Origin of the sequence: Hydrotalea flava (assembly GCF_001623405.1) — a bacterium.
Lineage (GTDB): Bacteria > Bacteroidota > Bacteroidia > Chitinophagales > Chitinophagaceae > Hydrotalea > Hydrotalea flava.
The window spans coordinates 1-21,537 of record NZ_LUHG01000074.1 but is presented as its reverse complement, the minus strand read 5'-3'; the positions used below and the strand labels follow the sequence as shown (position 1 = coordinate 21,537).

Genomic DNA, 21,537 nt, shown 5'->3' with positions numbered 1-21,537 from the left:
ATTACCAAATTGATTTCATGGGCCAAATAGTAATGCGTTTAAAAACAGCACCTTCGCCGGTACTATAAATGGTTAAGGCATTGTTTTCTTCTCCTGGAAATACCTGAACCGTAAAAACCTGTTCGCCATTATTTACAAATACTTCAACAATACTTTTATCAAAAAACAACTGCCATTTCAATTCATTATTCACTAAACGAACAGGAGCTGCAGAAACCGGTCTTGCTGCAAATGCTGCACTAAAATAATCGGGTGTATTACTTCTGTTAATAAATACCTGTTTTGTAACTGAATTGTAACCAATCGTCATCCCCAGTCCGTTACCAACTGCCAATTGAATGCCGGTTTCGCCGGTTGCTGCCGGTTGCATTATAAATTCACCCTCCCAAACATTTCCTTTAAAAGAGAGGGTATCTGTTTTTTTAGTGAGGTTTTTAACGGAATAAACCACCGGTTGTTTTCGTAATAATTGCAAAGCAGGCACTGGGGTTTGAATTAACTGCCAACTATCGTTTACTTTTTTAAGTTGTAAAGTTCTGGGTAATGCTGCGGCACCTTTCCAGGGATAGGTAGGAATTTCATTGGCATAATTCCAGTTGTTCACCCAACCTATGCTGACGGGCTTGCCTAAGGGATTGGAATGATAGGCTATGGCCGCATAATAATCGGTACCAAAATCGGGTTTTAAAATTTTTGATTTCGGATTTTCGCTTACAAAATTTTTACCATTAAAATTGCCTACAAAATATTGCATGCCTGCATTTTGCGATGTGAAAAGCACCCATTTATACATTCCCGGTTGCCCCATTACGGGCACTTTCATTAAATCGGGGCATTCCCAAACCCCGGAAGTATCGCCTGCCGGACCAAAAACTCCCAGTTGCTTCCAGTTTCTTAAATTGGCTGAACCATAAAATGCAATTTGATGTGTAACTGGATAAGACAAACTCATTACCCATTGTTTTTCCGGTGCATACCAAAATACATTGGGATCTCTAAAATCTTTTTTATTTTCATTAAGCACCGGATTTCCGGTGTATTTTTTCCACTGCAATCCATTATCAGTGCTATAAGCCAAATTTTGTGTTTGCAGGGTATCGGTACTGCCGGTGTAAACAGCTACCAAAGGCGGATTATTCTTAGAACCGAAACCACTGGTATTGTTGATGTCGGCTACTGCAGAACCTGAAAATATCATGATCCCATTTGCTTCTTCCAAAGCCACAGGTAATTGTTTCCAATGAATTAAATCTTTACTCACTGCATGCCCCCAGGACATATGCCCCCATAAATTACCATAGGGATTATATTGATAAAATAAATGGTATTGCCCCTTGTAAAAAACCAACCCATTGGGATCATTCATCCAATTACGTGCCGGGGTATAATGAAACTGAGGGCGATAATTTTCGCCATACAATTTTAACTGCCCAAATACAGAACCATTCATCATCCATACCATTAAAAGTAAGAGTACATTTCTTTTCATGAACACCAATTTAAATAGGTAATGCATTGCCTAAATTCACTTATTTTGAAGGTGCCTTCACAGGAATAGTATCATCAATAACTTGAATAGAAAGTTCAGGCAAAATTAATGTATAAATACTACGTAATGGCATATAAGCTTGTATTAAATTATTTAGAAAAGCATAAAAAAGCCTGCACTGCAAAAATTGCAGAACAGGCTTTTTTGGAAATAAATGCCCGGATTGAAATGTTTATGCCATTGCTACATAATTATTTCCCGCAGGGCCTTTATAGACAGCATCACCAAATGCCAGAATAGGATAAAAGATGAAAGGCAATAGTAATAAGCCAATTGTAAAGCCTTCTTCTTTTCCAAAACTTTTAGAAAGCAGGTTTACAGTCCAAATGGCCAGCACAATGTTTACAAATGGAATGAGCATAAGCAGTAACCACCACCAGGGTTTACCAATTACTCGCATTAAAACAATAAAATTGTAAATGGGAATAATGCAAGCCCATCCGGGTTGTCCGGCCTTTTCAAAAATCTTCCATTGTGCTATCAGCACTAATAAAATAATGGCCAAATAAGCAAATGTAAAGGTGCCAAACAAGGCAAAAGGAAAGTCGTTCATAAGTTGTTGTTTTAAGTGTTATAACCTTTTTGGTTAATATTTTACCGGTTAAAATAAACAATCAAAACCACTTATGCAATAGTTGTAAAAAAATAGTGGAGCGTGCTGATTAATTATCTTTTTTCTCTTGTAATAATTTACCTGCTTTTTCCAAATCGTCCGGTGTATCAATTTCAACACCCATATATTCCGTAAGCACCATTTTAATGGGTACGCCATTTTCTAAATAACGCAGACATTCGATTTTTTCTGCGGCTTCAAGCGGCGTTATGGGCCAGTTGGTAAACTGCAGTAAGGCTCGCTTTTTAAATGCGTATACGCCAATATGTTCATAATATACCGGAGTTGTGGCAGTATCTCTTCTATAAGGTATTACACTGCGACTAAAAAACAAAGCATTATTGTTTTTATCAACAGCAACTTTTACATAATTAGGGTCGACAATCAGTTTTTCATCATGCAACACCTGCATTAAAGAAGCAACCTGCACCTGTGGGTCATTCAGCACATGCAGCAATTGTTGCAAGGGTGCTTTTTGTACAAAAGGCTCATCGCCCTGCACATTTACAATAATATCTGCATCCAATTGTTCTGCAGCTTCGGCTATCCGATCACTGCCACTTTCATGATTTTTTTTACTCATCAAGGCTTTTCCGTCATGTTCCACAATTTCATTTAAAATAACGGCACTATCGGTTACTACCCAAACTTCATTAAACAAGCCGGTGGCTACTGTATTATCGTAAGTATGGCGAATAACAGTTTTATTGCCCAGTAATTGCATTAATTTAGCAGGATAGCGGGTAGCAGCATAACGGGCAGGGATTAGTGCAACAATCTTCATGCAATTTTTTTTACAAAGATGGCAAATTTAGAAAACTACTCTTTAATTTTTTGAAAAGGTTGTTTTAGGAGCTGCATAAAATCTTCATCTTTTTGATTGGGGTAATATTTATCTAAACCATATTTTATTTTTGATGGTGCCAAATGTTTAAATGTGCCCAACAACCGATCCCAAACAGAAAGGATGGCGCCATAATTACTATCGGTATACGGTTGTTGCCAATGGTGGTGTACTTTGTGCATGTTGGGCGAAACCAGTAGATAACTCATACCCTTATCTAACCAATTGGGTAAGCGAAGATTGGCATGTGTAAATGCGGTATCGGCTACCAGTATAGTTTGAAAAATCATTACGGCATACATGGGTGCACCGCTGGCTAAAATACCCAAAAAGAAAAACAACCCCCGCAATACACTTTCAATAGGATGATGGCGTAAACCGGTGGTAACATCTACATTGTTATCGGCATGGTGCACCACGTGAAAACGCCATAGAAAGGCTACTTTATGCTGGGTAATGTGCACCAGCCATCCGCCAAAAAAATCTAAAACCAGAAATACAATTAGAATGGTGCCCCAAATTCCGGCATGCAACCAATACACCAATCCAAAACCGTTTGCAGCACACCAATCGCTTATCTCAATAATAAAAATGGCTAAAAAGGTATGAATGATTAAATGAATCACTGTAAATGCCAGATTTACGCCTGCATGGCGCAGCTTATTTTTTTTATAGCTGAGTGGCAGCAATGGTATAGCGCCTTCCCAAATCCAGAAAAACAATAAACCCGCCACTAAAATAATCATCCGTTCTAATGGCCGCAGGTCAAGTGTTTGAAAATGTTGAATTATATTTTCTATCATATCGGCAATCAATTGTACTCAATGTACAAAAAATTGCGATTTCATAAAAACCAAACCCCGCTGTTTGCGGGGCTGTATTATGGAAAGTGGAAGTTCGTTTAATTATTGAGCATCAATGGCATTACCAACATCACTAATTCTTCATTTTCGGCTTGTTCAGATGGTTTAATAATACCTGCTTTGGTGGGGGTAGATAATTCTATTACCACTTCGGTAGTATCGGCAGCATTCAGCATCTCAATCATAAACCGTGCATTAAAAGCAATTTGCAAATCGCCTCCATCAAACTGGCAAGCCATTCTTTCATTGCCTTCAAAACTAAAATCAACATCCTGGGCAATTAAATGCAACTCATTACTGCTAATGGTGAGGGCTACCTGATTAGTGCTTTTGTTGGAGAATACACTCACCCTGCGCAACGCATTCTGAAAATCGGCCTTATTCACAATCAACTTATACGGATTATCAACAGGAATCACCACTTTATAATCGGGAAAACGTGCATCAATTAAGCGGCAGGTCATTTGTATTTGTCCATGACTTACAAATAAATGACTGCTGTTATAACTCAGGCTAATTTCATCTTCATTATCCGGCAACGCATTTTTCAATAAGTTCAATGGTTTTTTGGGAACAATAAAGGAATCATCGACAGATGCTTTGGCGTCGGTACGTTTGTATTTTACCAATCGGTGGGCATCGGTGGCTACAAACTGAACCGATTCTGTACTTAACTCAAAAAACACACCCGTCATAGCCGGCCTTAAATCATCATTACTAACGGCAAACAGGGTTTTATTAATGGCAGTAACTAAGGCGCTGCTGGTCATTGTAAAAGCAGTAGCATCATCTGCCACCGGCTCTTTGGGGAAATTATCCGGATTTTCGCCCATTACTTTATACTTGCCATTATCGCTGGTAATTTCAACTGCATAATTTTTATCAATATCAAAAGTGAGCGGCTGGTCAGCAATATTTTTTAATGTATCCATTAAAATTTTAGCGGGAATGCAGACTTTCCCGTTGGTTTTACTTTCTACTTCTAATTGCACCCGCATTACAGTTTCTAAATCGGTAGCTACTACATTCAGCTTTTTTCCTTCTATTTCAAACAAAAAATCTTCCAGAATGGGCAATACGGTATTGGCGCTAATTACCCCGCTTATATGTTGCAATTGCTTTAATAGTGAGGATGAGGATACAATAAACTTCATATTTTTCTCAATTTTGTAATGGCAACAAACCTACTGTAATTTGTTAATATTTCATACAGAAATTATTTCCGGTTATTAACATAATTGCGGCTATTCCAATTTGAATGATTTAGTTTTGAACCGCAAAGCAGAAATGAACCGCATGCAGCAAAAACTTACACCGGAACAGGCCCTTCAAAAAATAAAGCATTATTGTGCCTATTGCGAACGCAGCCATGATGAGGTAAAACAAAAATTGTATGGCTTTGGACTGTATACAACCGATATAGAAAAAATAATGACCGGGTTAATTGAAGAAAACTATTTAAACGAAAGTCGTTTTGCTATCTTATTTGCAGGCGGCCATTTCAGGCAAAAAAAATGGGGGCGTAAAAAAATTGAATTTGAACTAAAACGAAAAAAAGTAAGTGCCTATAATATTAAAAAAGCACTTGCTTCCATTGATGAAACCCAATACCGGCAAACACTGCAGGAGTTGGCTTCAAAAAAATGGCAAAGCCTTCAGGGTGATTATTACTTTGCCAAAATGGCCAAAACACGGGTCTATTTACAACAAAAAGGATATGAGCCTGCACTCATTGCACAGCAAATACAATTGTTAAAAGAACAAACAAAAACTGCATGAAATATTTTTGGCGGATAGGTATTTGCTGTTGCTGGATAACTGCCGCCTATTCGCAGGAGGCATCAACAAACAGCTTTCATCAGTCATTCTCTATTACTACCGATAATGATGCTTACCTGTTGCAAAGCAATGATAAATATTATACCAATGGATTGTATTTTCAGTACAACAGGGCTGGCAAAAACCAAACAGCCACTATTATACATGGTTTTGAAGCGGGGCAGGCTTTGTATACCCCACGATTACTGACTTATTATCCCGATAGCGTAGACAGGCCTTATTGTGGTTATTTATTTGTGCAATACAAACATACCCGTTTACAAAAAAAATTTGGTTTGCAGTGGAATGTGGCAGTGGGCACCATCGGAAATAACTCATTAGGCCAAAATTTTCAAAACGAACTGCACCATACCCTTGGTTTATATCCGGTAAATGATTGGTATAAACAGGTGCAGGTGCCCTTTACATTGAATGCAGGATTACGGTATACCCCCTTTATTCCGGCATTAGCTCAGGAAAAATCTGCTAAAATTGTTCCTGTTATTGAACTCAATGCAGGCAATGTGTACACCAATGCTAAATTTGGAATGATGCTGGTTTGGGGAATTTACCACCACAACGAAAACAGTGCACTTTGGGATGCAGATATTAGCCAATTGCCCAACAACAATACCCATTCATTTGAATGGTTTGTGTACTTTTATCCTCAGCTAACGCTGCAGGGATACAATGCTACCATACAAGGCAGTAGCAGCAACACAGCTACTACTATTGCAGGTACGCCTGAACAATGGATGTACCAGCAAAGCTGGGGAATGGTTTTTACAAAAGCCAGGTGGATGAGTAAAGTAGAAATTGTATACCAAACCAAAGAGTGTATTACCCAGTATTTACCGCAACGCTATGCATCTTTACAATTAGCGTATCGTTTTCGTTAAAACAAGATTTATGACAGCCTTACATATCAGTCTTATTCAAGCCGATTTAGTTTGGGAAAATATTTCCGAAAACTTAAAACAATTGGAAGAAAAAATAAACCGTGTTCCTATGGGTACCCATTTGGTGGTACTGCCCGAAATGTTTAGCACCGGCTTTAGTATGCAATCTGAACGGCTTGCCGAAACCATGCAAGGCACTACGATTGAATGGATGAAACGTATGGCAGCAACAAAAAAAACCATTGTAACAGGCAGTATGATTATTACAGAAAACAATCATTTTTATAACCGGTTAATATGGATGTTGCCAAACGGACAAATGGGGAAATATGACAAACGCCATTGCTTTGCCTATGCCGGCGAAAATGAACATTATACTCCGGGAAACAGCCGATTGATTGCCTCTGTAAATGGATGGAAAATCAATCTTCAAATTTGTTACGATTTACGCTTCCCGGTTTGGGCCCGACAACAATCTACCCATCCACCGGAATATGATGTATTATTGTATGTTGCCAATTGGCCCGAAAAAAGAATACATGCCTGGAAAAGCTTATTAGTGGCAAGGGCTATTGAAAACCAATGCTATGTTATTGGCGTGAATAGGGTTGGGAAAGACGGTAATGGCATTGCACATAGTGGCGATAGCATGGCTATAAACCCGATGGGTGAAATAATATGGCACGAAAGCGGCTATGAGGCTATTGGCAATATTGTTTTAGATGCAATTTTTTTACAGGAGGTACGTGCAAAATTCCCATTTTTAGCCGATGCCGACACATTTACCATACACCATGCTTAAAACGAAAATTATTTACGCCAGCAGAATGTTTACAGGCACCCGATGGTTACAGCAACATTGCATACATATTACCGATGGTATAATTACCAAAATTGAAGCTTTTGATGTGGCTGAAAATGCTACCATCTACCCCATCATTGCACCTGCTTTCATAGATGCACAGATTTACGGAGCACATGAACAATTATTATCGGTATATCCTTCTTCCAAAAGTTTATGGGCATTGTACGATTATTGCAGCAAGGGGGGTGCGTTGCACTTTTTACCCACCGTAGCCACCAATACCAAAGAAGTGATGTATGCCTGTATTGATGCGGTAAGAGCCTATTGGAAAGAAGGCGGCAAAGGTTGTTTGGGATTGCATTTGGAAGGGCCATGGATTCATCCTACAAAAAAAGGGGCGCATATTGAAGCACTCATTCATTCACCCACATTTGAAGAAGTAGATGAATTATTGGCTTATGGAAAAGACGTTATTAAAATGATAACATTAGCGCCGGAAGTTTGCGACAGCAGTATCATACAGCAATTACTACAAGCCGGTATTATTGTTTCAGCCGGGCACAGCAATGCCACCTGTCAGCAGGCAACAGCTGCTTTTAATAACGGCATTACAACGGTAACGCATTTGTACAATGCTATGAGTCCACTGGCACACCGTGAGCCAGGATTGGTAGGTGCTTCCTTATTGCACCCTACGGTAATGTCGTCTATTATACCGGATGGCCACCATGTGCGTTTTGAGGCCGTACAAATAGCACAAAAACTGATGCAAGATCGATTGTTTGCCATAACAGATGCCGTTACCACTACCCATTCCGGGCCTTATCAGCATTATTTAAATGGCGATAAATATGAAAGCAATGGTATTTTAAGCGGTTCTGCCTTAACTATGCACAAAGCCCTGAAAAATTTAATAAACGAAGTAAAACTAAGTCCTGAAACTGCTATGAATATGTGTAGCACATACCCGGCCAAAATGCTTGGATTACATAACGGTTTAGGCTTACTGAAAGAAAAATACAAGGCCTGTTTTATTGTAATGGATGAAGATTATGAACTGTTGAATTGTTTCAATGGCGAAATCTGGATAGTTGAATGAATTTTGAAATTTTGAATCGGGCGAGACTTAAAAGTACTATGCAGCCTTTTTTTATTCGGTATTGGTATGGGAAAATTTTCGTTATAAAAAAATTTAAGCATCTTCGTTTTGCTTTTAATATATCATCATAAATTTTCTGCTTCATTCAATTTCCCCTTATATCTAACTGGCTCCACCACTCAGTGCAGGCTTGTCTTTACAACACAAAATTTTATTGTCTCACTCAACATAATACATAAAATTATTCTAAATTAAATTTTTTAACAATCAATTAAATTTTATTTTTTCGATATTAATTTAAAGTCAGGAATTAATTTTTTGTAAATGTTGTTTCCACGTAAACTTAATTATTTTTAATTAAAATTTTATTGTAACCCGATAAATACATTAATATAGTAGTAACAAACAAAAAGTAAAGCAAGCCCACTAACTATTTGTATGCTTCGTCTCAACCATGTAAGTTGTGCAAACCCTGCAACAGTATTGGCAAAGATGCTAACAATTAAGAATGGCAATCCCCTTCCAATACCAAAGGCCAGAGCAAGTACAACACCATAAAGAGGATTTGCGGTAGCAGTAGCCACTGAAAGAAGCAATAATAGAGGAGCGGCGGAGGTTCCTAAACTAAATATCAATCCATAAACAAAAGAGCCACCTATACCAGGGCGGCGAAAAGAGGCTAATTTAGATATAGTGACGTGAGGTCCATAAAAGGCAACAATAGCGGCAATTGCCGCTATTAATGCCATAGATAAAGCCCAATACTGACCAAACTCTTCAGTAAAAAATATACCTAATTTCCCTGCTATAGTTCCTAATACAGAAAGACAAACGACTATGCCACAAAAGAATGCAAAGGCGATCATTACACCTCTATTAGATTTCTTTTCTGAATTGCTGCTTGTAAGACCTGCTATACCAAGTCCCACAGGTAAAGTACATGGACATACACCTGTTGTAATAATCCCTGCACCCATAGCAATTATTAGACTATAAACAGATCTATTAGCAAGTGTATGGTTAAACTGCTGTAAAAAATGTTCTAAACTCATTGCTTTACTTCTTGAGGATTTCCAGCTTTATATCCTTTGTCGTTTACCGCTTTTTGTATCTGATCAACTTTTACCTTTTGCGGGTCATAAATGAAGTAAGCATATCTCTTTTCGAGATTTACTTCTACATCTGAAACTCCATTAATTGACTTAATTGCACTCTTTACATTAGACTGACAAGCACTACATGTCATACCGTCAACCGACATTTTTACTTTTTTCATTACTACAGTTTTTGTTTGTTCTTTAACCGTTGTAGTTCCATCTTGTTTTTGTTGTTGAACACAGGAAGCAACAGACAAGGCTATAATCACGATGCAAGGTATTAGTTCCTTGATATGCAATAATTTTATCTTTAACATAAATATTTTTTATTGATGATTTTTTATAATACATTTATACTTCAACTGCTGTAAACCCTTGTTTATCCAAAACACTTTTCAATTCCTCATGCTTTGTTATTTCAGGATAATAATTAATCTGTACCTGCTTTTGTAAAATTTTAGGCTTTACAAGTTTTACACCTGGTAAAGCAATGAGGGAAGTAGTTATCCTTTCTGCACAACCTTCACATACCATATTAGAAACTTTAAACCGTGCTTCGGTTAAACCTGCAGTTACTTCTTCCTTAATAGTTTCGAGCCTTAAAGACCTTATGCGGAGCGTATTAATTAATATAGAAAAAATACTTATTATCATTATTACAATAGCAAGTATTGGAGTTATAAAACCAAATGCTGCCAACAGCATTCCCGCAATATTAAACAGCACGGCAATAACCACATTACTTGTCAATGTTTTATAACTTGCTTTTCCCAGTATAACTGCATTCAATACATCTATCAATTTGTCGCCAATTAAGATAACACCCGCAGCTTCTATAGCTACATCAGTACCTGCACCTATTGCAATTCCTACATCAGATTGAGCCAAAGCAGGGGCATCATTTATTCCATCACCCACCATTGCAACTCTATAACCTTTCTTTTGTAATGCTTCAATGGCGCTTGCTTTTTCACCGGGTAATAATTCGGCCTGTACTTCATCAATACCCAATTTTTCTGCAATTGGAACTGCTGATTGTTTAGTATCACCTGTAAGCATTACTGTTCTTATACCTCTATGCTTCATCTTTGCTATTACCTGAGCACCCGTGGGTCGTGGTGTGTCTTGCAAAGCTATAACACCCATTACATGATTCCCTTTGCAAACAAGCACAGTAGTTTTCCCTTCACTGCCTAAAGCTGTTATTAAAATTCTTATTTCTTTTGAAATATTAATACCACTTTGTTCTATAAACGAAGGTTTTCCTGCCAGTATTGTTTCGTCATTTATACTTCCTGCAACACCTTTGCCAGGTATAGCTTTAAAATTATTTACAGATAATTTAGGCGCAGCCTCCTTTTGTGCAAAAAAAGCAATGGCTTGCCCTATAGGATGTTCAGATTTAGTTTCCAATGCATCTGCAACAGATAAAAGTTCTATCTTATCACCATTCAAAGCATGTACATCTGTTACGGTAGGTTTACCATAAGTAAGTGTGCCTGTTTTATCAAAAACAATGGTATCAACTTTTGATAACCCGTAAAATACCTCACTAGCTTTTACAAGCAGCCCAATTGAAATTCCTTTACCGCCAGCTATTGCAGCAAGCATGGGCGTAGTAATACCTAAGGCACATGGATAACCCATAATGATGGTAGTAAGTAATACTAGCGTTGCCTGAATATAATTACCGGTTACCAACCCCCATATAATGAAGGCAATAGTAGCAGTAATAAATACAACCGGTCCGAAATAGTTCATGAGCTTATCTGCCAACAATTCAACAGGCGGTTTCTTTTCAGCGATGCGGCTCATTAAACTAACAATTTGGCTTAGGAAACTATCCTGACCAATCTTAGAAACTTTAATTTGTAAGGCTCCATCAAGATTTAGTGTACCACCTATTACATTAGAACCAATTTCTTTATTTGAGGGTGTACTTTCACCCGTAAAACTTGCTTCATCAACACTTGCGCCCCCATTCAATACTACACCATCTAATGGTATTCTTTCACCTGGTCTAACTTCTACCATTTCACCAACCAATACATCTTTTGTCAATACATCTACATATTGTTCACCTCTCAAAACCCTTGCTTTAGCCGGCTGTAAATCAATTAGTTTTCGAACAGCATCAGAAGCTTTTTTACGGGTGTCTAACTTGAAATATGCAAAGAACAAATGAAGTGACATTAACCAGGCAGCTACCGGCAAAAAATTGGGTAGTGCCGGATTGAACAGAGAGACAACTCCTACTATAAAAGAACCCCAGGCACCAACAGATAATAATACATTTGCATTAATTACCCTTTGGCCTATAGCCATTATGGTTTTCCGTAAAACAGGATATCCAACCCAAAATAAAATAAATGCAGCAATAACTAAGCTAAACCATGCACGATATACTTGCTGCAAACCAAAGAGATTCAAAGGATCAACTAATAAATCAATTACAGAAGCCACCATACCAATAGTACCACGCTGTTTTATTAAATTAAAAATATCTTCATCCGTTTTATATTGTTGCACTTCGGTAGATGAAACACTATAGCCGAGGCTTTCCACAGCTTCAGCCAGTTGTTCACGGCTCATTTTAGAAGTATCCGCTTCCACTAATACAATACCATGAACAAGATTCACCATCACACTTCTAATAGTCGGATTGCGTTTTAATGCTTTTTCTACACTCATAGTGCAGAAAGAACACATCAAACCGGAAACTTTCATTTGAACACTTTCAATAGCCATAACAATTAAAGTAATGAGTAAAGTAAATTAATTAAGCGTAGATAAATTATGCCACATTCCCTATGCCTGCGCTCCTCAATTCTTCCACAGAAATTCCTTTATGCTGGCAGCAGGACAATAGCTTGCCGTTTACAGCAATTGCAGGCACTGTGTTAATATCGAAGTTCTCTAATTTATTAAGGCATTCTTTTGAATCGCAAGACTCAGCTACATTATAAATAATTACTTCACAAGAACTGCAGGCCATTGCCTTTACCATTTCTACTACGGGTTCACAAACAGTACAACCGGCAGTAAATAATTCAATTTTTCTTTTTGTTTGAGTTTCCATAACTTTAAAATTTTGATTATAGAACAAAGTTCAGATGGCTGGTGGGTGTTCTCCTAATCTTTTTTAGAAATGTTTTTATTATGTTCTTCCAATCGTTTATTGATAGCATTGATCTCTTTTATTTTAGAAGTGAGCTCATCAAGTTCAAATACAGGAAACTTTTCTTTGATAAATTCAATTTTTTCAGCATCCTGACAGTTTCCAGGGCAGGTATTCATTACATGCACAAGTTTTAGCGCTAAACTTTTTCTAAATACCTCATCAAGTAATAAGTAATGTGCTTTTTGTAATCCATGATCAGCGGCTTTAAATTGCACCAATATTTTGTCAAAGTCGGTGTCATTATCTATCATATTTAAAATACCTTCTATTTGACCTATTACTGTGGAGAGGCGTTTTTTTAAATCGCCTGTTAATTCGTTTGGAATCATAAACTAAGATTTATAATAAACGAAAATATTGTGCCGGGGGGGGTCTTCACCAAAATATATTTTGTTTTTTAGAAACTTTTAAAATTCAAACCACAGCAATTCAGAATGACCATTAATATGAATGGACTATCGGTAGTGATATAAATATTTTGGCATAGCTAACTTGCATGTAATAAATGGTGTTATTATTTCGAAAAATTAAGCGTTTGCCTTAAAAATTTGGGTATTATAATTTAATTGTTTTATTCCCTTCCACTTAAATAAAAGGTAATGTTACCTATTTAATTTTTTATCAACTAGCGCAGCAACTTAGCTTAGATACATCTTTACCAAAAGTTATGGCCGCTAATTTAATACCCTCACCCAATGTTAGATAGGGATATAAATTTTCAGCCAAAGCTTTAATAGTTGTTTGTTGTTGAATAGCCATACTCAGCAATTCAATTAATTCGCCGCCTTCGGGGGCTACCACTCTTGCACCAATCAAAGCATCGGTTTCCTTATTGCGTATCAATTTAATAAAGCCTCTTGTGTCGTTTGCTGCGAGTGAACGGGGTACATTATTTAATGTTAGTTTAGAAACTTCAAAAGGAATATTGAGTGCCGCAGCCTGCACTTCATCTAAACCAGCCCCTGCTATTTGCGGATCGGTAAATACTACCCAGGGCAAAGCAGCATAATCGGTTTTATGCTCACTTCCGGTAAATGCATTTTCAACCGCAATTTTTCCTTCATAAGCAGCAGTGTATACAAAGGCGGGTGTGTTAGCCACATCGCCAACGGCATAAATATTGGGTAGGTTGGTTTCCATCATTGCATTTACCTGAATATGGCCCTTGGGGGTTAATTTCAGCCCAATTTTTTCTAATCCTAATTTTTCTGTATTGGCTTTTGTGCCAGATGCTACTACCACTTTACCCGGTTCAATCAATTGGGTAAAAGAACCATCCGGGCATTTGCAATGAATAGTAATGTTGTTGCCTGATTTTTCAAATTTAACAGCCCGGAAATTGGGCAATATTTCTATGCCCTCATTCCGCATGTGTTGCTCAATTTCTTCGCTAATGTCGGGCGTCTGGGTACGCAAAACCCTATCTGTAAATTCAATAATACGCACTTTTGTTCCCAAACGGTTATAGGCCATCGCAATTTCCAATCCTATATAACCGGCACCCATAATGGTAATACTTGTGGGTTGTTCTTCTAAATCGAATAAAGAAACATTGGTCAAATAACCAATGGAATCCAGCCCCTCAATGTTCGGAACATTAGTAGTAGCACCTGTGGCAATAATAAATTTCAGGGCAGTATATTTATCTTTTCCATTCACTACAATTGTTTTTGCATCTTCAAAATTGGCCCATCCATTGATCATGGTAAGCTGTTTAAAATCTTGTACCACATCCATATATTTTTTTTGCTGCAGGGTATGCACCAATGCTTTTTTATCTTTGATTACCTGCGCAAAATCAATGTCAAAGCCTTTGGGTTTGATGCCTGAAAAATTGGAATGTGAGGCATGATAAGCGGCTTCAGCAGCTCTGATTAAAGTTTTAGAGGGCACACATCCCACGTTTACACAAGTGCCGCCAAAAGGAAGTCCGGCATTGACCATTAAAGTAGAAAGACCTAAACTTTCTGCTCGAATAGCTGCCGAAAAAGCGGCAGAGCCACCACCAATAATAATCAAATCAAAATGGTGAGCCCCGGAAACACCCAGATTTTTTTGTGCCCGATAACTTGCAGAACGATTGATAGAAGCAACAATTGTATCTGCGTTCCCCGTTTTCGGGTTAAAAACCACTTCCCCTTTTCCTTCCTGAAACTGAACATTGGCGCTTACAATTCCGGGATTAGAATGAATGATTTTTTCAACAGTACGGGCACAATGCTCGCAGGTCATACCGGTAATTTTCAACAAAATTTTTTCTTGTTGCGCATCATTTTGCGTATTATCTGACTTGTTATCGGCATTTGATTTTTTAAAGAAACTCATTGAAATATATTAATTAATTGATGAATAATATTGGGGCAATTTTGCATACCCATACTGCTTTTATTAAATACGGTTCATATATCATATATCAGTTATCAGCAGTATTCGTCTTGCTTTTGTCCTTCATTACAACTGCCTTATATCCTGCCTTGTCAATCACAGCAATGATTGCTTTTTCAGAAATTTTTGAAGCGTCATATTTAATGATGCAGGTATTTCCAGGATATTGAATTACATCGCTAATAATTCCACTCGTTTTAGCTAATTCGGAATGAATATGATTAGAGCATCCTGCACAAGACATTCCTGTAATTTTAAATGTAACAGTTTTAATATCATCTTGGGTATGCAGCATAACCTGTTGGGTGTTTGTATGTATTGCTTTTGCAGCACAACTACCCCCGCAACCACACATGCCTATTATGCCAATGGTTGTGATAGTACCCAACAATATGAATATGTATTTCATGGTAAAAATTTAAATTTAAAAAAACATTCAATGTTTATTCTACTGCCGATACGCCTGAAACTTTGTATCCGGTTGCGTTTACGGCATTCACAATCGTATCTAATTTGGTTTCAGCGGCATTGTATTCTACTGTACTGCTGGCATCTTTAAAAGCGGTTTCAAATTGTATTACTCCCGGCACTTTTGATAAAGCCAGATTAATAGTTGAGCTGCAGGCTTCACAATCCATTCCTTCAATCTTTAATTTTACGGTTCGCACAGCTGATTTATCAACATACACCACTTCCTTTTTTTCTATTTTAGGAAAGAAGATAGAGGAGTAGGAAGGGAAAGCCATTAGCAATACAGCCAAAACAGTCACAATACCTAAAAAAGATTTGCTTTTCCAAAATGAAGGTTTGTCTTCTTCACAATCGCAGGCAATTTCATTAGCACTTCGGGATTTTAATTTTTGATACCAAGCAAATGCTAATACCAGTATGGTTATACTAATTAAAACGGGGCGGTAAGGCTCCATCCACGAAAAAGCAGATGCAATGCCGGTAACACCACTTATTAAAGCCAGTACCGGTGTAATACAGCATAAAGAGGCAATAAAAGCTGTTGCCAATACGGCTATCCAGGTTTTTCCGTTTGATTTTTCCTGTTTCATACGAATTGATTTTGTTGTTTGAGTTGTTGAATGTATTTAAATAAACCGCGCAGCATTTTTAAATGCTCGGGCTTTAATGAATAAAAAATGGTTTGCCTTTCTTTTCTGGCCTGAATAATTCCGCCATCCTTCATTTTTCGCAGGTGTTGTGATATGGCCGGAATACTCATTCCTAAAATATCACTTAAATCGCAAGGGCATAATTCTTTTTCTTCTTCCAATAAATATAAAATCTTTAAACGGGCTTCATTACCGGCCAATGCCAATACTCCCGACATGGTAGCGAATGCTTCCTGGGTTTGTTCTAATTTTTCTTTGCACTGATTAATTTGAACAGGATCGGCATATAAACGAATACAAGCACTCATATTGTTGATATTTTCAGCAAAACTATACTTTATTTATTATTTAAGCAAATACTTAAATAAATATTTTGTTAAACCCTGCTTTTTAGATTTTATTATACCCAATAGTCGTTGAACGATTTATTTCCTGACAAAAGAGAAAACTGATGGCTTAATTACGAAAATGAGCTGATGGCTTTTTACACTTTATAAATCATCATAGCGTTTTTTCCGATAAATAAATATGGAAAAACCAACCCTGCTGCCTAATTTTAAACAATCAATAAAAATTGTTGTTAATGGAGCTATTAAAATTTTACAACGGCATGAAGCCTTCAAAATATTGCACTTTTATATTTTTTATTTTATGCTTAACCGCCTGCAACAACCCTAAAAGCAATATTCCTGTTGTAGGTTTTGCCGATGCATTTGAAGATAATACCATTGAACAGGCAAAAACCGGATTTATAGATGCATTAAAATTGCACGGTTTTGATGAAAGCAAAGGCACTGTAAAAATTATATACCGCAATGCACAAGGCAGTATACCTACTTTAACACAAATTATTCGCTACTTTATTACTGAAAAAGTTACATTAATTGCTGCGAATACTACCCTGCCTACCATTACTGCCATTCAGAATACTAAAACCATTCCTGTATTTATGATGGTAGCTGCAACGCCGCAACTCATGCATTTAACCGATGCACAAGGTAACCCCCCACCTAATTTGTTTGGCGTGGGCGAAAACTTAAATTATATCGATACTTCCTTTTTACTGATTCCACAAATAGTACATTCTGCTGCCAATCAACCATTAACGGTGGGTATGATTTTCAATCAGTCAGAACCTCAATCGGTTGAGGCCATTAACCGTATTAAAAATCTGGCTTCAGCTAACCATATTCAATTGGTTGCATTGCCGGTAAACAGCAGTGCCGATGTTTTATTGGTAACACAATCGCTTTTATCGAAACACATTGATGCATTTTTTGCCAATCCAGACAACACGGTTTTTGCTTCTTTTGAAAATATTGTAAAAGCCTGCAATGAACAAAATGTACCTATTTTTACGAGTGAGGCAGGATTAGTAGCCCGTGGTGCCGTAGCTGCATTTGGTGCGAATATTTACGACTGGGGCTATCAGGCTGGAGAACAGGCAGCTGATTTTTTGCAAACAAAAAGCACAAAAGGGTTGCAGTGGCAAATGGTAAAAATTAGAAACAGAGTATATAATCCTGCAGTTGCTAAAAGGTATCATTTACAATTTTCTCCGGATTATAAACCCATACAATAATGGACTTTTATTTATCTGCATTGGTTCTATCGTTGTGCCTCGGGGCCATGTCGATGGGTGTTTTTATTTCCATGCGCATCTTTAATATTCCCGATATTACTACCGATGGCAGTTACACGTTAGGTGCGGCTGTTACTGCATTGTTATTGGTAAACCACTGGCCTTTATTCCCGGCAATGTTCATTAGCATGTTGGCCGGAGCCACCGCGGGTATTTGCACTGCTTATATTCATACCAAACTTAAAATTGATGCTTTACTGGCGGGCATTTTAGTAATGACCGGATTATATTCGATAAATCTAATGATTATGGGGCGTTCTAATATTCCACTGGTTAATCTGTCCACTTTGTTTACATACATACATTTTTTTAATAATTCAACTTATAATGCTCTTTTTACCGGCACATTAATAATTGGATTTTTTGTATTGCTGTTATGGTTTATATTATTAACCGATTTTGGTATTGCCATGCGGGCAACCGGGAATAGCAGTAGCATGACCCGATCGTTAGGAATTAACAATAACAGAATGAAAATTATTGGACTGGCCATGGCCAATGCTTTAACGGCACTAAGTGGCTCATTGGTAGCTCAATACCAAAGTTTTACCGATATTAATATGGGCATTGGTATTGTAATTGTTGGTTTGGGCTCCGTTTTAATTGCAGATGCTTTGCGCATTTGGCTCAATATTGTTGCAATTGGTTGGCAAATTGTACTGGTTATTGCGGGCAGCTTTATTTTTCAAATGGTACTGGCAGTTACCTTATCATTGGGTGTGGATCCCAATATATTGAAATTGGTTACAGCCCTTTTTGTATTGTTAATTGTTGCTTTACCCAGGGTAAAAAATGTACTAATACATCAAAATGAATAATCTGTTTTGGGAATGATACAATTAGAACAAGTAACAAAAGTTTTTAATCCGGGAAGGGTGAATGAAGTGATGGCATTGAACAATGTATCATTGAATATTCAGCAGGGTGAATTTGTCATCATTATTGGCGCTAACGGTTCAGGTAAAACCACTTTGTTTAATACCATTGCAGGAGCTGTGATTCCAACAAAAGGGAAAGTATGGATTGCCGGAGAAGAGGTAACCACTTTGCCGGATTATAAAAGAAGCAAATGGATTGCAAGGGTTTTTCAAAACCCGTTTGATGGTACGGCCCCCGACCTTACTATTCTGGATAATTTTAGACTGGCGGCATTAAGAACACAAAGCAAACCATTAAAAATAGGCATCAATACTGCATTTAAAAGGAGAGTACAAAATACCATTGCACGTTTGGGAATGGGTTTGGAAAATAAATTAAATCAACCCATGGGTACCTTATCGGGCGGGCAAAGGCAGGCACTTACCCTGTTGATGAGCATTATGGATACAACTACCGTTTTATTATTAGACGAACCCACTGCTGCCCTTGATCCAAAGTCGGCTGATATTATTTTGAAAGTCGCACAGTCGCTTATTGAAGAATATCAATTAACAGCCATTTTCATTACACATAATTTAAAAGATGCCCAGCAATATGGCAATCGCTTGCTACAAATACATGAAGGGAAATTAGTGCGTGACCTGAATGCAACTGAAAAGCATAACTTATTATTGCAAAATATGTATGAATGGTTTGGTTGATCCATCAAATTTTTACTGGTAATAATTTAGCGCTTACCTATTTACATCAGCAACTCAATCTAACGCAAACACATTATTACCACTTTGCAAGACATATATTTTATTGTTCCAAACCAATTGCCCCGTAACCGTTTTAGGCAACACAATTGTAATGGTCCATTTATTACCATTTTTTTTATAGGCCACATGTAACATTCCATTGGGATGCGGCATTTGCCCGCTTATTTCTATTATATTTCCGAGATGTGGTGTAATTTTTACTTTTTTAAATCCCGGTGCATCACTATCTATTCCCAATATGGTTCTATATACTTCAATATTCGGACTGGCCCCCCAGGCATGACAATCTGATCTGGAACCATTAATATCCGATGTTTCGGCCCAGGTGGTTAAGCCCATTGCAATGTTTTCTTTCCATATATCTAACCACTGTAAATAATCGTTTCCCAAACCTGCCATTACCAGTGCCTGATACAGGTAATATTTAAAATAAATAGATGCAGGAGCCAATTGTTTGTTATGCAAAAGTTGCTGAGCCAGCGCAGTTGCCTGTTTCCCTGTGATGGTATGTGTTAAAATGGCCAGTGCATTGGCGTGCTGAGAAAATTGATCACCCTCATCAGTATCGGCAAATAATGCCTTATTGCTATACCAATATTTTTTTTGAATGGTTGTTTGTAACTGTATAGCCTTTGCGTTGTATAATTTTGCATAAGCCGGCATACCCATTTGTGCTTCTAATGATGCTGCCAATTGGTAGGCCCATAACAGTTGTAAATCTAAAATAGCAGATGAACCATCTTTTCCATACGGTGCCGTTCCACCATTCCAGCCTTTATAACCATCTACCCAATCCGTAAACATCCAATAGGGCACTTTACGCAATGTTCCGTCTGCTTGTTGGTATTGCTGAAAAAACCATAAAATATTTCTTACTCCCTGCAATTTATTGGCAATAAAAGCACTATCACCACGGTATTTCCAATAATCGGCCAACATGCCAATATACCACAACGAAAAGGTGGGAATTTGTTGCGGGGTGAATGATGGATGCCTGCTTAAGGTAATCCCTTCTGCAATTCTGGAATGGTCCATTTGGTTCAATGCATTTTTAACCAACCGGTCATCGCCACTATTGTATAAACCAATTAAAGCCTGAATACGACTATCGCCAATATATTGCAGCTCTTCATAGTAAGGGCAATCCATAAACGTTTCAATAGCACATAAACGGGCAGTATGCCATCCTATGTTCAGTATTTTTTGTAAAAGCGTATCCGTTGTTTGCACACTTGCATTTTGTTGATAAGGATATCCGATAAAAGTATTATAAAAGTCTTCTATTGAAATGGGCTCGTTTTGTGTGGTTATGTTGAGTTGAATATATCTAAAAGTGCGCCATGCCAATGAATTAAATGCTTGCTTTGCAACACCGGAAGAAATGATGCTGTCTTTTCTTCCCAATATTATTTTATTGGCAATATCATTACGGTTTCCCTTTTCAAGTATGGGCTTTCCTTCTTTATCTTTTTCAAACAATGCTTCTGCATAAGTGCAGGTTATCGTTGCTCCATTTCCTCCTGAAAATAAAAGATGCACATAAGCATTGGTTAATACACCCTGATCCAATAAAATAGTAGCAGTAGTGTACGCAGGAACTTGAAAAGCAGCTTTTCCACTTAAAAAATCATGGGAGATAGTTACACCAATGGCACTCCGTATATAAGTCATTCTTTGCAACTTTAATTCCATAGCAGGTAATGGATCGGGAATCAACATCCATTCGTTAATATCACCTATACCTTTGGGTTTAGCACCCGACCAGCCAATTTGTTGAGCCGGTTGCCATTGGCTGTCATCAAAATTATTTTGTTGCCATTGAAGCGGGAATTGATGCATATCAACTATTTCGCCCGGACCGGCAACATAGTATGCACTGTAGTCAATACCCGGCAATGGCCGATAAGCCATACACCGATAACTCTTCCAGGTGCTATTGGTATTGAGTATTTTTTCTAATGCATCATCGCCCACCAATACC

The 21,537-nt window shown here is 37.6% G+C and carries 22 protein-coding genes; 7 read left to right on the top strand and 15 right to left on the bottom strand.

All coding sequences use genetic code 11. From position 1 onward, the window contains the following. Position 1 precedes the first annotated feature (1 nt). The 5 genes from A0F92_RS08480 to dnaN all read right to left on the bottom strand — a co-directional run bounded on the left by A0F92_RS08480 (position 2) and on the right by dnaN (position 5,023). Positions 2 to 1,489, bottom strand: coding sequence for a glycoside hydrolase family 32 protein (locus A0F92_RS08480; RefSeq protein WP_068244266.1), 1,488 nt, complete (start codon positions 1,487 to 1,489; stop codon positions 2 to 4). A gap of 232 nt (positions 1,490 to 1,721) precedes the next feature. Next, complete coding sequence (locus A0F92_RS08475; RefSeq protein ID WP_068244263.1) at positions 1,722 to 2,102, bottom strand: DUF5684 domain-containing protein; 381 nt, start codon at positions 2,100 to 2,102, stop codon at positions 1,722 to 1,724. A gap of 109 nt (positions 2,103 to 2,211) precedes the next feature. Then, on the bottom strand, positions 2,212 to 2,946 hold the full coding sequence (gene kdsB, locus A0F92_RS08470; protein WP_068244260.1) for a 3-deoxy-manno-octulosonate cytidylyltransferase: 735 nt from the start codon (positions 2,944 to 2,946) through the stop codon (positions 2,212 to 2,214). Between the two features lie 35 nt (positions 2,947 to 2,981). Continuing rightward, entirely contained in the window at positions 2,982 to 3,809 is an 828-nt protein-coding gene (locus tag A0F92_RS08465; RefSeq protein ID WP_253810299.1) for a sterol desaturase family protein, read from the bottom strand. Positions 3,810 to 3,907: 98 nt separating this feature from the next. Further along, on the bottom strand, positions 3,908 to 5,023 hold the full coding sequence (dnaN, locus tag A0F92_RS08460; protein WP_068244256.1) for a DNA polymerase III subunit beta: 1,116 nt from the start codon (positions 5,021 to 5,023) through the stop codon (positions 3,908 to 3,910). A 142-nt stretch (positions 5,024 to 5,165) separates the two neighbouring features. On the opposite strand from dnaN, the gene A0F92_RS08455 reads away from it, so the two are divergent. The 4 genes from A0F92_RS08455 to nagA are packed head-to-tail and all read left to right on the top strand — an operon-like array spanning position 5,166 to position 8,490. After that, positions 5,166 to 5,648 carry a regulatory protein RecX gene (locus tag A0F92_RS08455; protein ID WP_253810298.1) on the top strand — a complete coding sequence of 161 codons (483 nt, stop codon included), beginning with the start codon at positions 5,166 to 5,168 and terminating at the stop codon, positions 5,646 to 5,648. Further along, complete coding sequence (locus A0F92_RS08450; protein ID WP_068244252.1) at positions 5,645 to 6,586, top strand: lipid A-modifier LpxR family protein; 942 nt, start codon at positions 5,645 to 5,647, stop codon at positions 6,584 to 6,586. The genes A0F92_RS08455 and A0F92_RS08450 overlap by 4 nt, the downstream gene beginning before the upstream one ends. Before the next feature lie 10 nt (positions 6,587 to 6,596). After that, a complete protein-coding gene (locus A0F92_RS08445; RefSeq protein ID WP_068244249.1) occupies positions 6,597 to 7,388 on the top strand; it encodes an amidohydrolase in 792 nt (263 codons plus the stop codon). Then, positions 7,381 to 8,490 (top strand): N-acetylglucosamine-6-phosphate deacetylase, encoded by a 1,110-nt coding sequence (gene nagA, locus A0F92_RS08440; protein WP_068244246.1) that lies wholly within the window; start codon positions 7,381 to 7,383, stop codon positions 8,488 to 8,490. The genes A0F92_RS08445 and nagA overlap by 8 nt, the downstream gene beginning before the upstream one ends. 365 nt (positions 8,491 to 8,855) lie before the next feature. Here nagA and A0F92_RS08435 read toward each other — a convergent pair whose 3' ends face one another. From A0F92_RS08435 to A0F92_RS08395, 9 genes are all read right to left on the bottom strand, one after another. After that, positions 8,856 to 9,542 carry a cytochrome c biogenesis CcdA family protein gene (locus A0F92_RS08435; protein ID WP_068244242.1) on the bottom strand — a complete coding sequence of 229 codons (687 nt, stop codon included), beginning with the start codon at positions 9,540 to 9,542 and terminating at the stop codon, positions 8,856 to 8,858. Next, positions 9,539 to 9,904 carry a heavy-metal-associated domain-containing protein gene (locus tag A0F92_RS15570; RefSeq protein WP_167516939.1) on the bottom strand — a complete coding sequence of 122 codons (366 nt, stop codon included), beginning with the start codon at positions 9,902 to 9,904 and terminating at the stop codon, positions 9,539 to 9,541. The genes A0F92_RS08435 and A0F92_RS15570 overlap by 4 nt, the downstream gene beginning before the upstream one ends. 34 nt (positions 9,905 to 9,938) lie before the next feature. After that, positions 9,939 to 12,335 (bottom strand): heavy metal translocating P-type ATPase, encoded by a 2,397-nt coding sequence (locus tag A0F92_RS08425; RefSeq protein ID WP_167516938.1) that lies wholly within the window; start codon positions 12,333 to 12,335, stop codon positions 9,939 to 9,941. 46 nt (positions 12,336 to 12,381) lie between these two features. Further along, positions 12,382 to 12,666, bottom strand: coding sequence for a glutaredoxin (locus A0F92_RS08420; protein ID WP_068244235.1), 285 nt, complete (start codon positions 12,664 to 12,666; stop codon positions 12,382 to 12,384). 53 nt (positions 12,667 to 12,719) lie between these two features. Then, complete coding sequence (locus tag A0F92_RS08415) at positions 12,720 to 13,097, bottom strand: metal-sensing transcriptional repressor (RefSeq protein ID WP_068244232.1); 378 nt, start codon at positions 13,095 to 13,097, stop codon at positions 12,720 to 12,722. Between the two features lie 292 nt (positions 13,098 to 13,389). After that, on the bottom strand, positions 13,390 to 15,093 hold the full coding sequence (gene merA / locus A0F92_RS08410) for a mercury(II) reductase (RefSeq protein ID WP_068244228.1): 1,704 nt from the start codon (positions 15,091 to 15,093) through the stop codon (positions 13,390 to 13,392). An 88-nt stretch (positions 15,094 to 15,181) separates the two neighbouring features. Continuing rightward, positions 15,182 to 15,562 carry a heavy-metal-associated domain-containing protein gene (locus tag A0F92_RS08405; RefSeq protein WP_068244225.1) on the bottom strand — a complete coding sequence of 127 codons (381 nt, stop codon included), beginning with the start codon at positions 15,560 to 15,562 and terminating at the stop codon, positions 15,182 to 15,184. A gap of 34 nt (positions 15,563 to 15,596) precedes the next feature. Beyond that, positions 15,597 to 16,214 carry a mercuric transport protein MerTP gene (gene merTP, locus A0F92_RS08400; RefSeq protein ID WP_068244222.1) on the bottom strand — a complete coding sequence of 206 codons (618 nt, stop codon included), beginning with the start codon at positions 16,212 to 16,214 and terminating at the stop codon, positions 15,597 to 15,599. Then, positions 16,211 to 16,582: an ArsR/SmtB family transcription factor gene (locus A0F92_RS08395; protein WP_253810296.1), complete on the bottom strand. Its 372-nt coding sequence runs from the start codon at positions 16,580 to 16,582 to the stop codon at positions 16,211 to 16,213. Before A0F92_RS08395 ends, merTP begins: the two co-directional genes overlap by 4 nt. Positions 16,583 to 16,884: 302 nt before the next feature. On the opposite strand from A0F92_RS08395, the gene A0F92_RS08390 reads away from it, so the two are divergent. The 3 genes from A0F92_RS08390 to A0F92_RS08380 are packed head-to-tail and all read left to right on the top strand — an operon-like array spanning position 16,885 to position 19,496. Further along, positions 16,885 to 17,856: an ABC transporter substrate-binding protein gene (locus A0F92_RS08390; RefSeq protein ID WP_068244280.1), complete on the top strand. Its 972-nt coding sequence runs from the start codon at positions 16,885 to 16,887 to the stop codon at positions 17,854 to 17,856. Further along, positions 17,856 to 18,734, top strand: a complete 879-nt coding sequence (locus tag A0F92_RS08385) for an ABC transporter permease (RefSeq protein WP_068244216.1) — start codon at positions 17,856 to 17,858, stop codon at positions 18,732 to 18,734. The genes A0F92_RS08390 and A0F92_RS08385 overlap by 1 nt, the downstream gene beginning before the upstream one ends. Before the next feature lie 12 nt (positions 18,735 to 18,746). Continuing rightward, the gene (locus A0F92_RS08380) at positions 18,747 to 19,496 is read left to right on the top strand and encodes an ABC transporter ATP-binding protein (RefSeq protein WP_068244214.1); all 750 of its coding nucleotides are present in this window, start codon (positions 18,747 to 18,749) and stop codon (positions 19,494 to 19,496) included. Positions 19,497 to 19,550: 54 nt separating this feature from the next. On the opposite strand, the gene A0F92_RS08375 is transcribed toward A0F92_RS08380, so the two are convergent. After that, positions 19,551 to 21,537 (bottom strand): alpha-L-rhamnosidase-related protein (locus A0F92_RS08375; RefSeq protein ID WP_068244211.1); only part of this gene is annotated, 1,987 nt, incomplete at its 5' end.

What these genes read in the sequence shown, in the direction of transcription:
- A0F92_RS08480 (WP_068244266.1), bottom strand. Translation starts at nt 1,489, where the DNA reads ATGAAAAGAAATGTACTCTTACTTTTAATGGTATGGATGATGAATGGT.
- A0F92_RS08475 (WP_068244263.1), bottom strand. Translation starts at nt 2,102, where the DNA reads ATGAACGACTTTCCTTTTGCCTTGTTTGGCACCTTTACATTTGCTTAT.
- kdsB (WP_068244260.1), bottom strand. Translation starts at nt 2,946, where the DNA reads ATGAAGATTGTTGCACTAATCCCTGCCCGTTATGCTGCTACCCGCTAT.
- A0F92_RS08465 (WP_253810299.1), bottom strand. Translation starts at nt 3,809, where the DNA reads ATGATAGAAAATATAATTCAACATTTTCAAACACTTGACCTGCGGCCA.
- dnaN (WP_068244256.1), bottom strand. Translation starts at nt 5,023, where the DNA reads ATGAAGTTTATTGTATCCTCATCCTCACTATTAAAGCAATTGCAACAT.
- A0F92_RS08455 (WP_253810298.1), top strand. Translation starts at nt 5,166, where the DNA reads ATGCAGCAAAAACTTACACCGGAACAGGCCCTTCAAAAAATAAAGCAT.
- A0F92_RS08450 (WP_068244252.1), top strand. Translation starts at nt 5,645, where the DNA reads ATGAAATATTTTTGGCGGATAGGTATTTGCTGTTGCTGGATAACTGCC.
- A0F92_RS08445 (WP_068244249.1), top strand. Translation starts at nt 6,597, where the DNA reads ATGACAGCCTTACATATCAGTCTTATTCAAGCCGATTTAGTTTGGGAA.
- nagA (WP_068244246.1), top strand. Translation starts at nt 7,381, where the DNA reads ATGCTTAAAACGAAAATTATTTACGCCAGCAGAATGTTTACAGGCACC.
- A0F92_RS08435 (WP_068244242.1), bottom strand. Translation starts at nt 9,542, where the DNA reads ATGAGTTTAGAACATTTTTTACAGCAGTTTAACCATACACTTGCTAAT.
- A0F92_RS15570 (WP_167516939.1), bottom strand. Translation starts at nt 9,904, where the DNA reads ATGTTAAAGATAAAATTATTGCATATCAAGGAACTAATACCTTGCATC.
- A0F92_RS08425 (WP_167516938.1), bottom strand. Translation starts at nt 12,335, where the DNA reads ATGGCTATTGAAAGTGTTCAAATGAAAGTTTCCGGTTTGATGTGTTCT.
- A0F92_RS08420 (WP_068244235.1), bottom strand. Translation starts at nt 12,666, where the DNA reads ATGGAAACTCAAACAAAAAGAAAAATTGAATTATTTACTGCCGGTTGT.
- A0F92_RS08415 (WP_068244232.1), bottom strand. Translation starts at nt 13,097, where the DNA reads ATGATTCCAAACGAATTAACAGGCGATTTAAAAAAACGCCTCTCCACA.
- merA (WP_068244228.1), bottom strand. Translation starts at nt 15,093, where the DNA reads ATGAGTTTCTTTAAAAAATCAAATGCCGATAACAAGTCAGATAATACG.
- A0F92_RS08405 (WP_068244225.1), bottom strand. Translation starts at nt 15,562, where the DNA reads ATGAAATACATATTCATATTGTTGGGTACTATCACAACCATTGGCATA.
- merTP (WP_068244222.1), bottom strand. Translation starts at nt 16,214, where the DNA reads ATGAAACAGGAAAAATCAAACGGAAAAACCTGGATAGCCGTATTGGCA.
- A0F92_RS08395 (WP_253810296.1), bottom strand. Translation starts at nt 16,582, where the DNA reads ATGAGTGCTTGTATTCGTTTATATGCCGATCCTGTTCAAATTAATCAG.
- A0F92_RS08390 (WP_068244280.1), top strand. Translation starts at nt 16,885, where the DNA reads ATGAAGCCTTCAAAATATTGCACTTTTATATTTTTTATTTTATGCTTA.
- A0F92_RS08385 (WP_068244216.1), top strand. Translation starts at nt 17,856, where the DNA reads ATGGACTTTTATTTATCTGCATTGGTTCTATCGTTGTGCCTCGGGGCC.
- A0F92_RS08380 (WP_068244214.1), top strand. Translation starts at nt 18,747, where the DNA reads ATGATACAATTAGAACAAGTAACAAAAGTTTTTAATCCGGGAAGGGTG.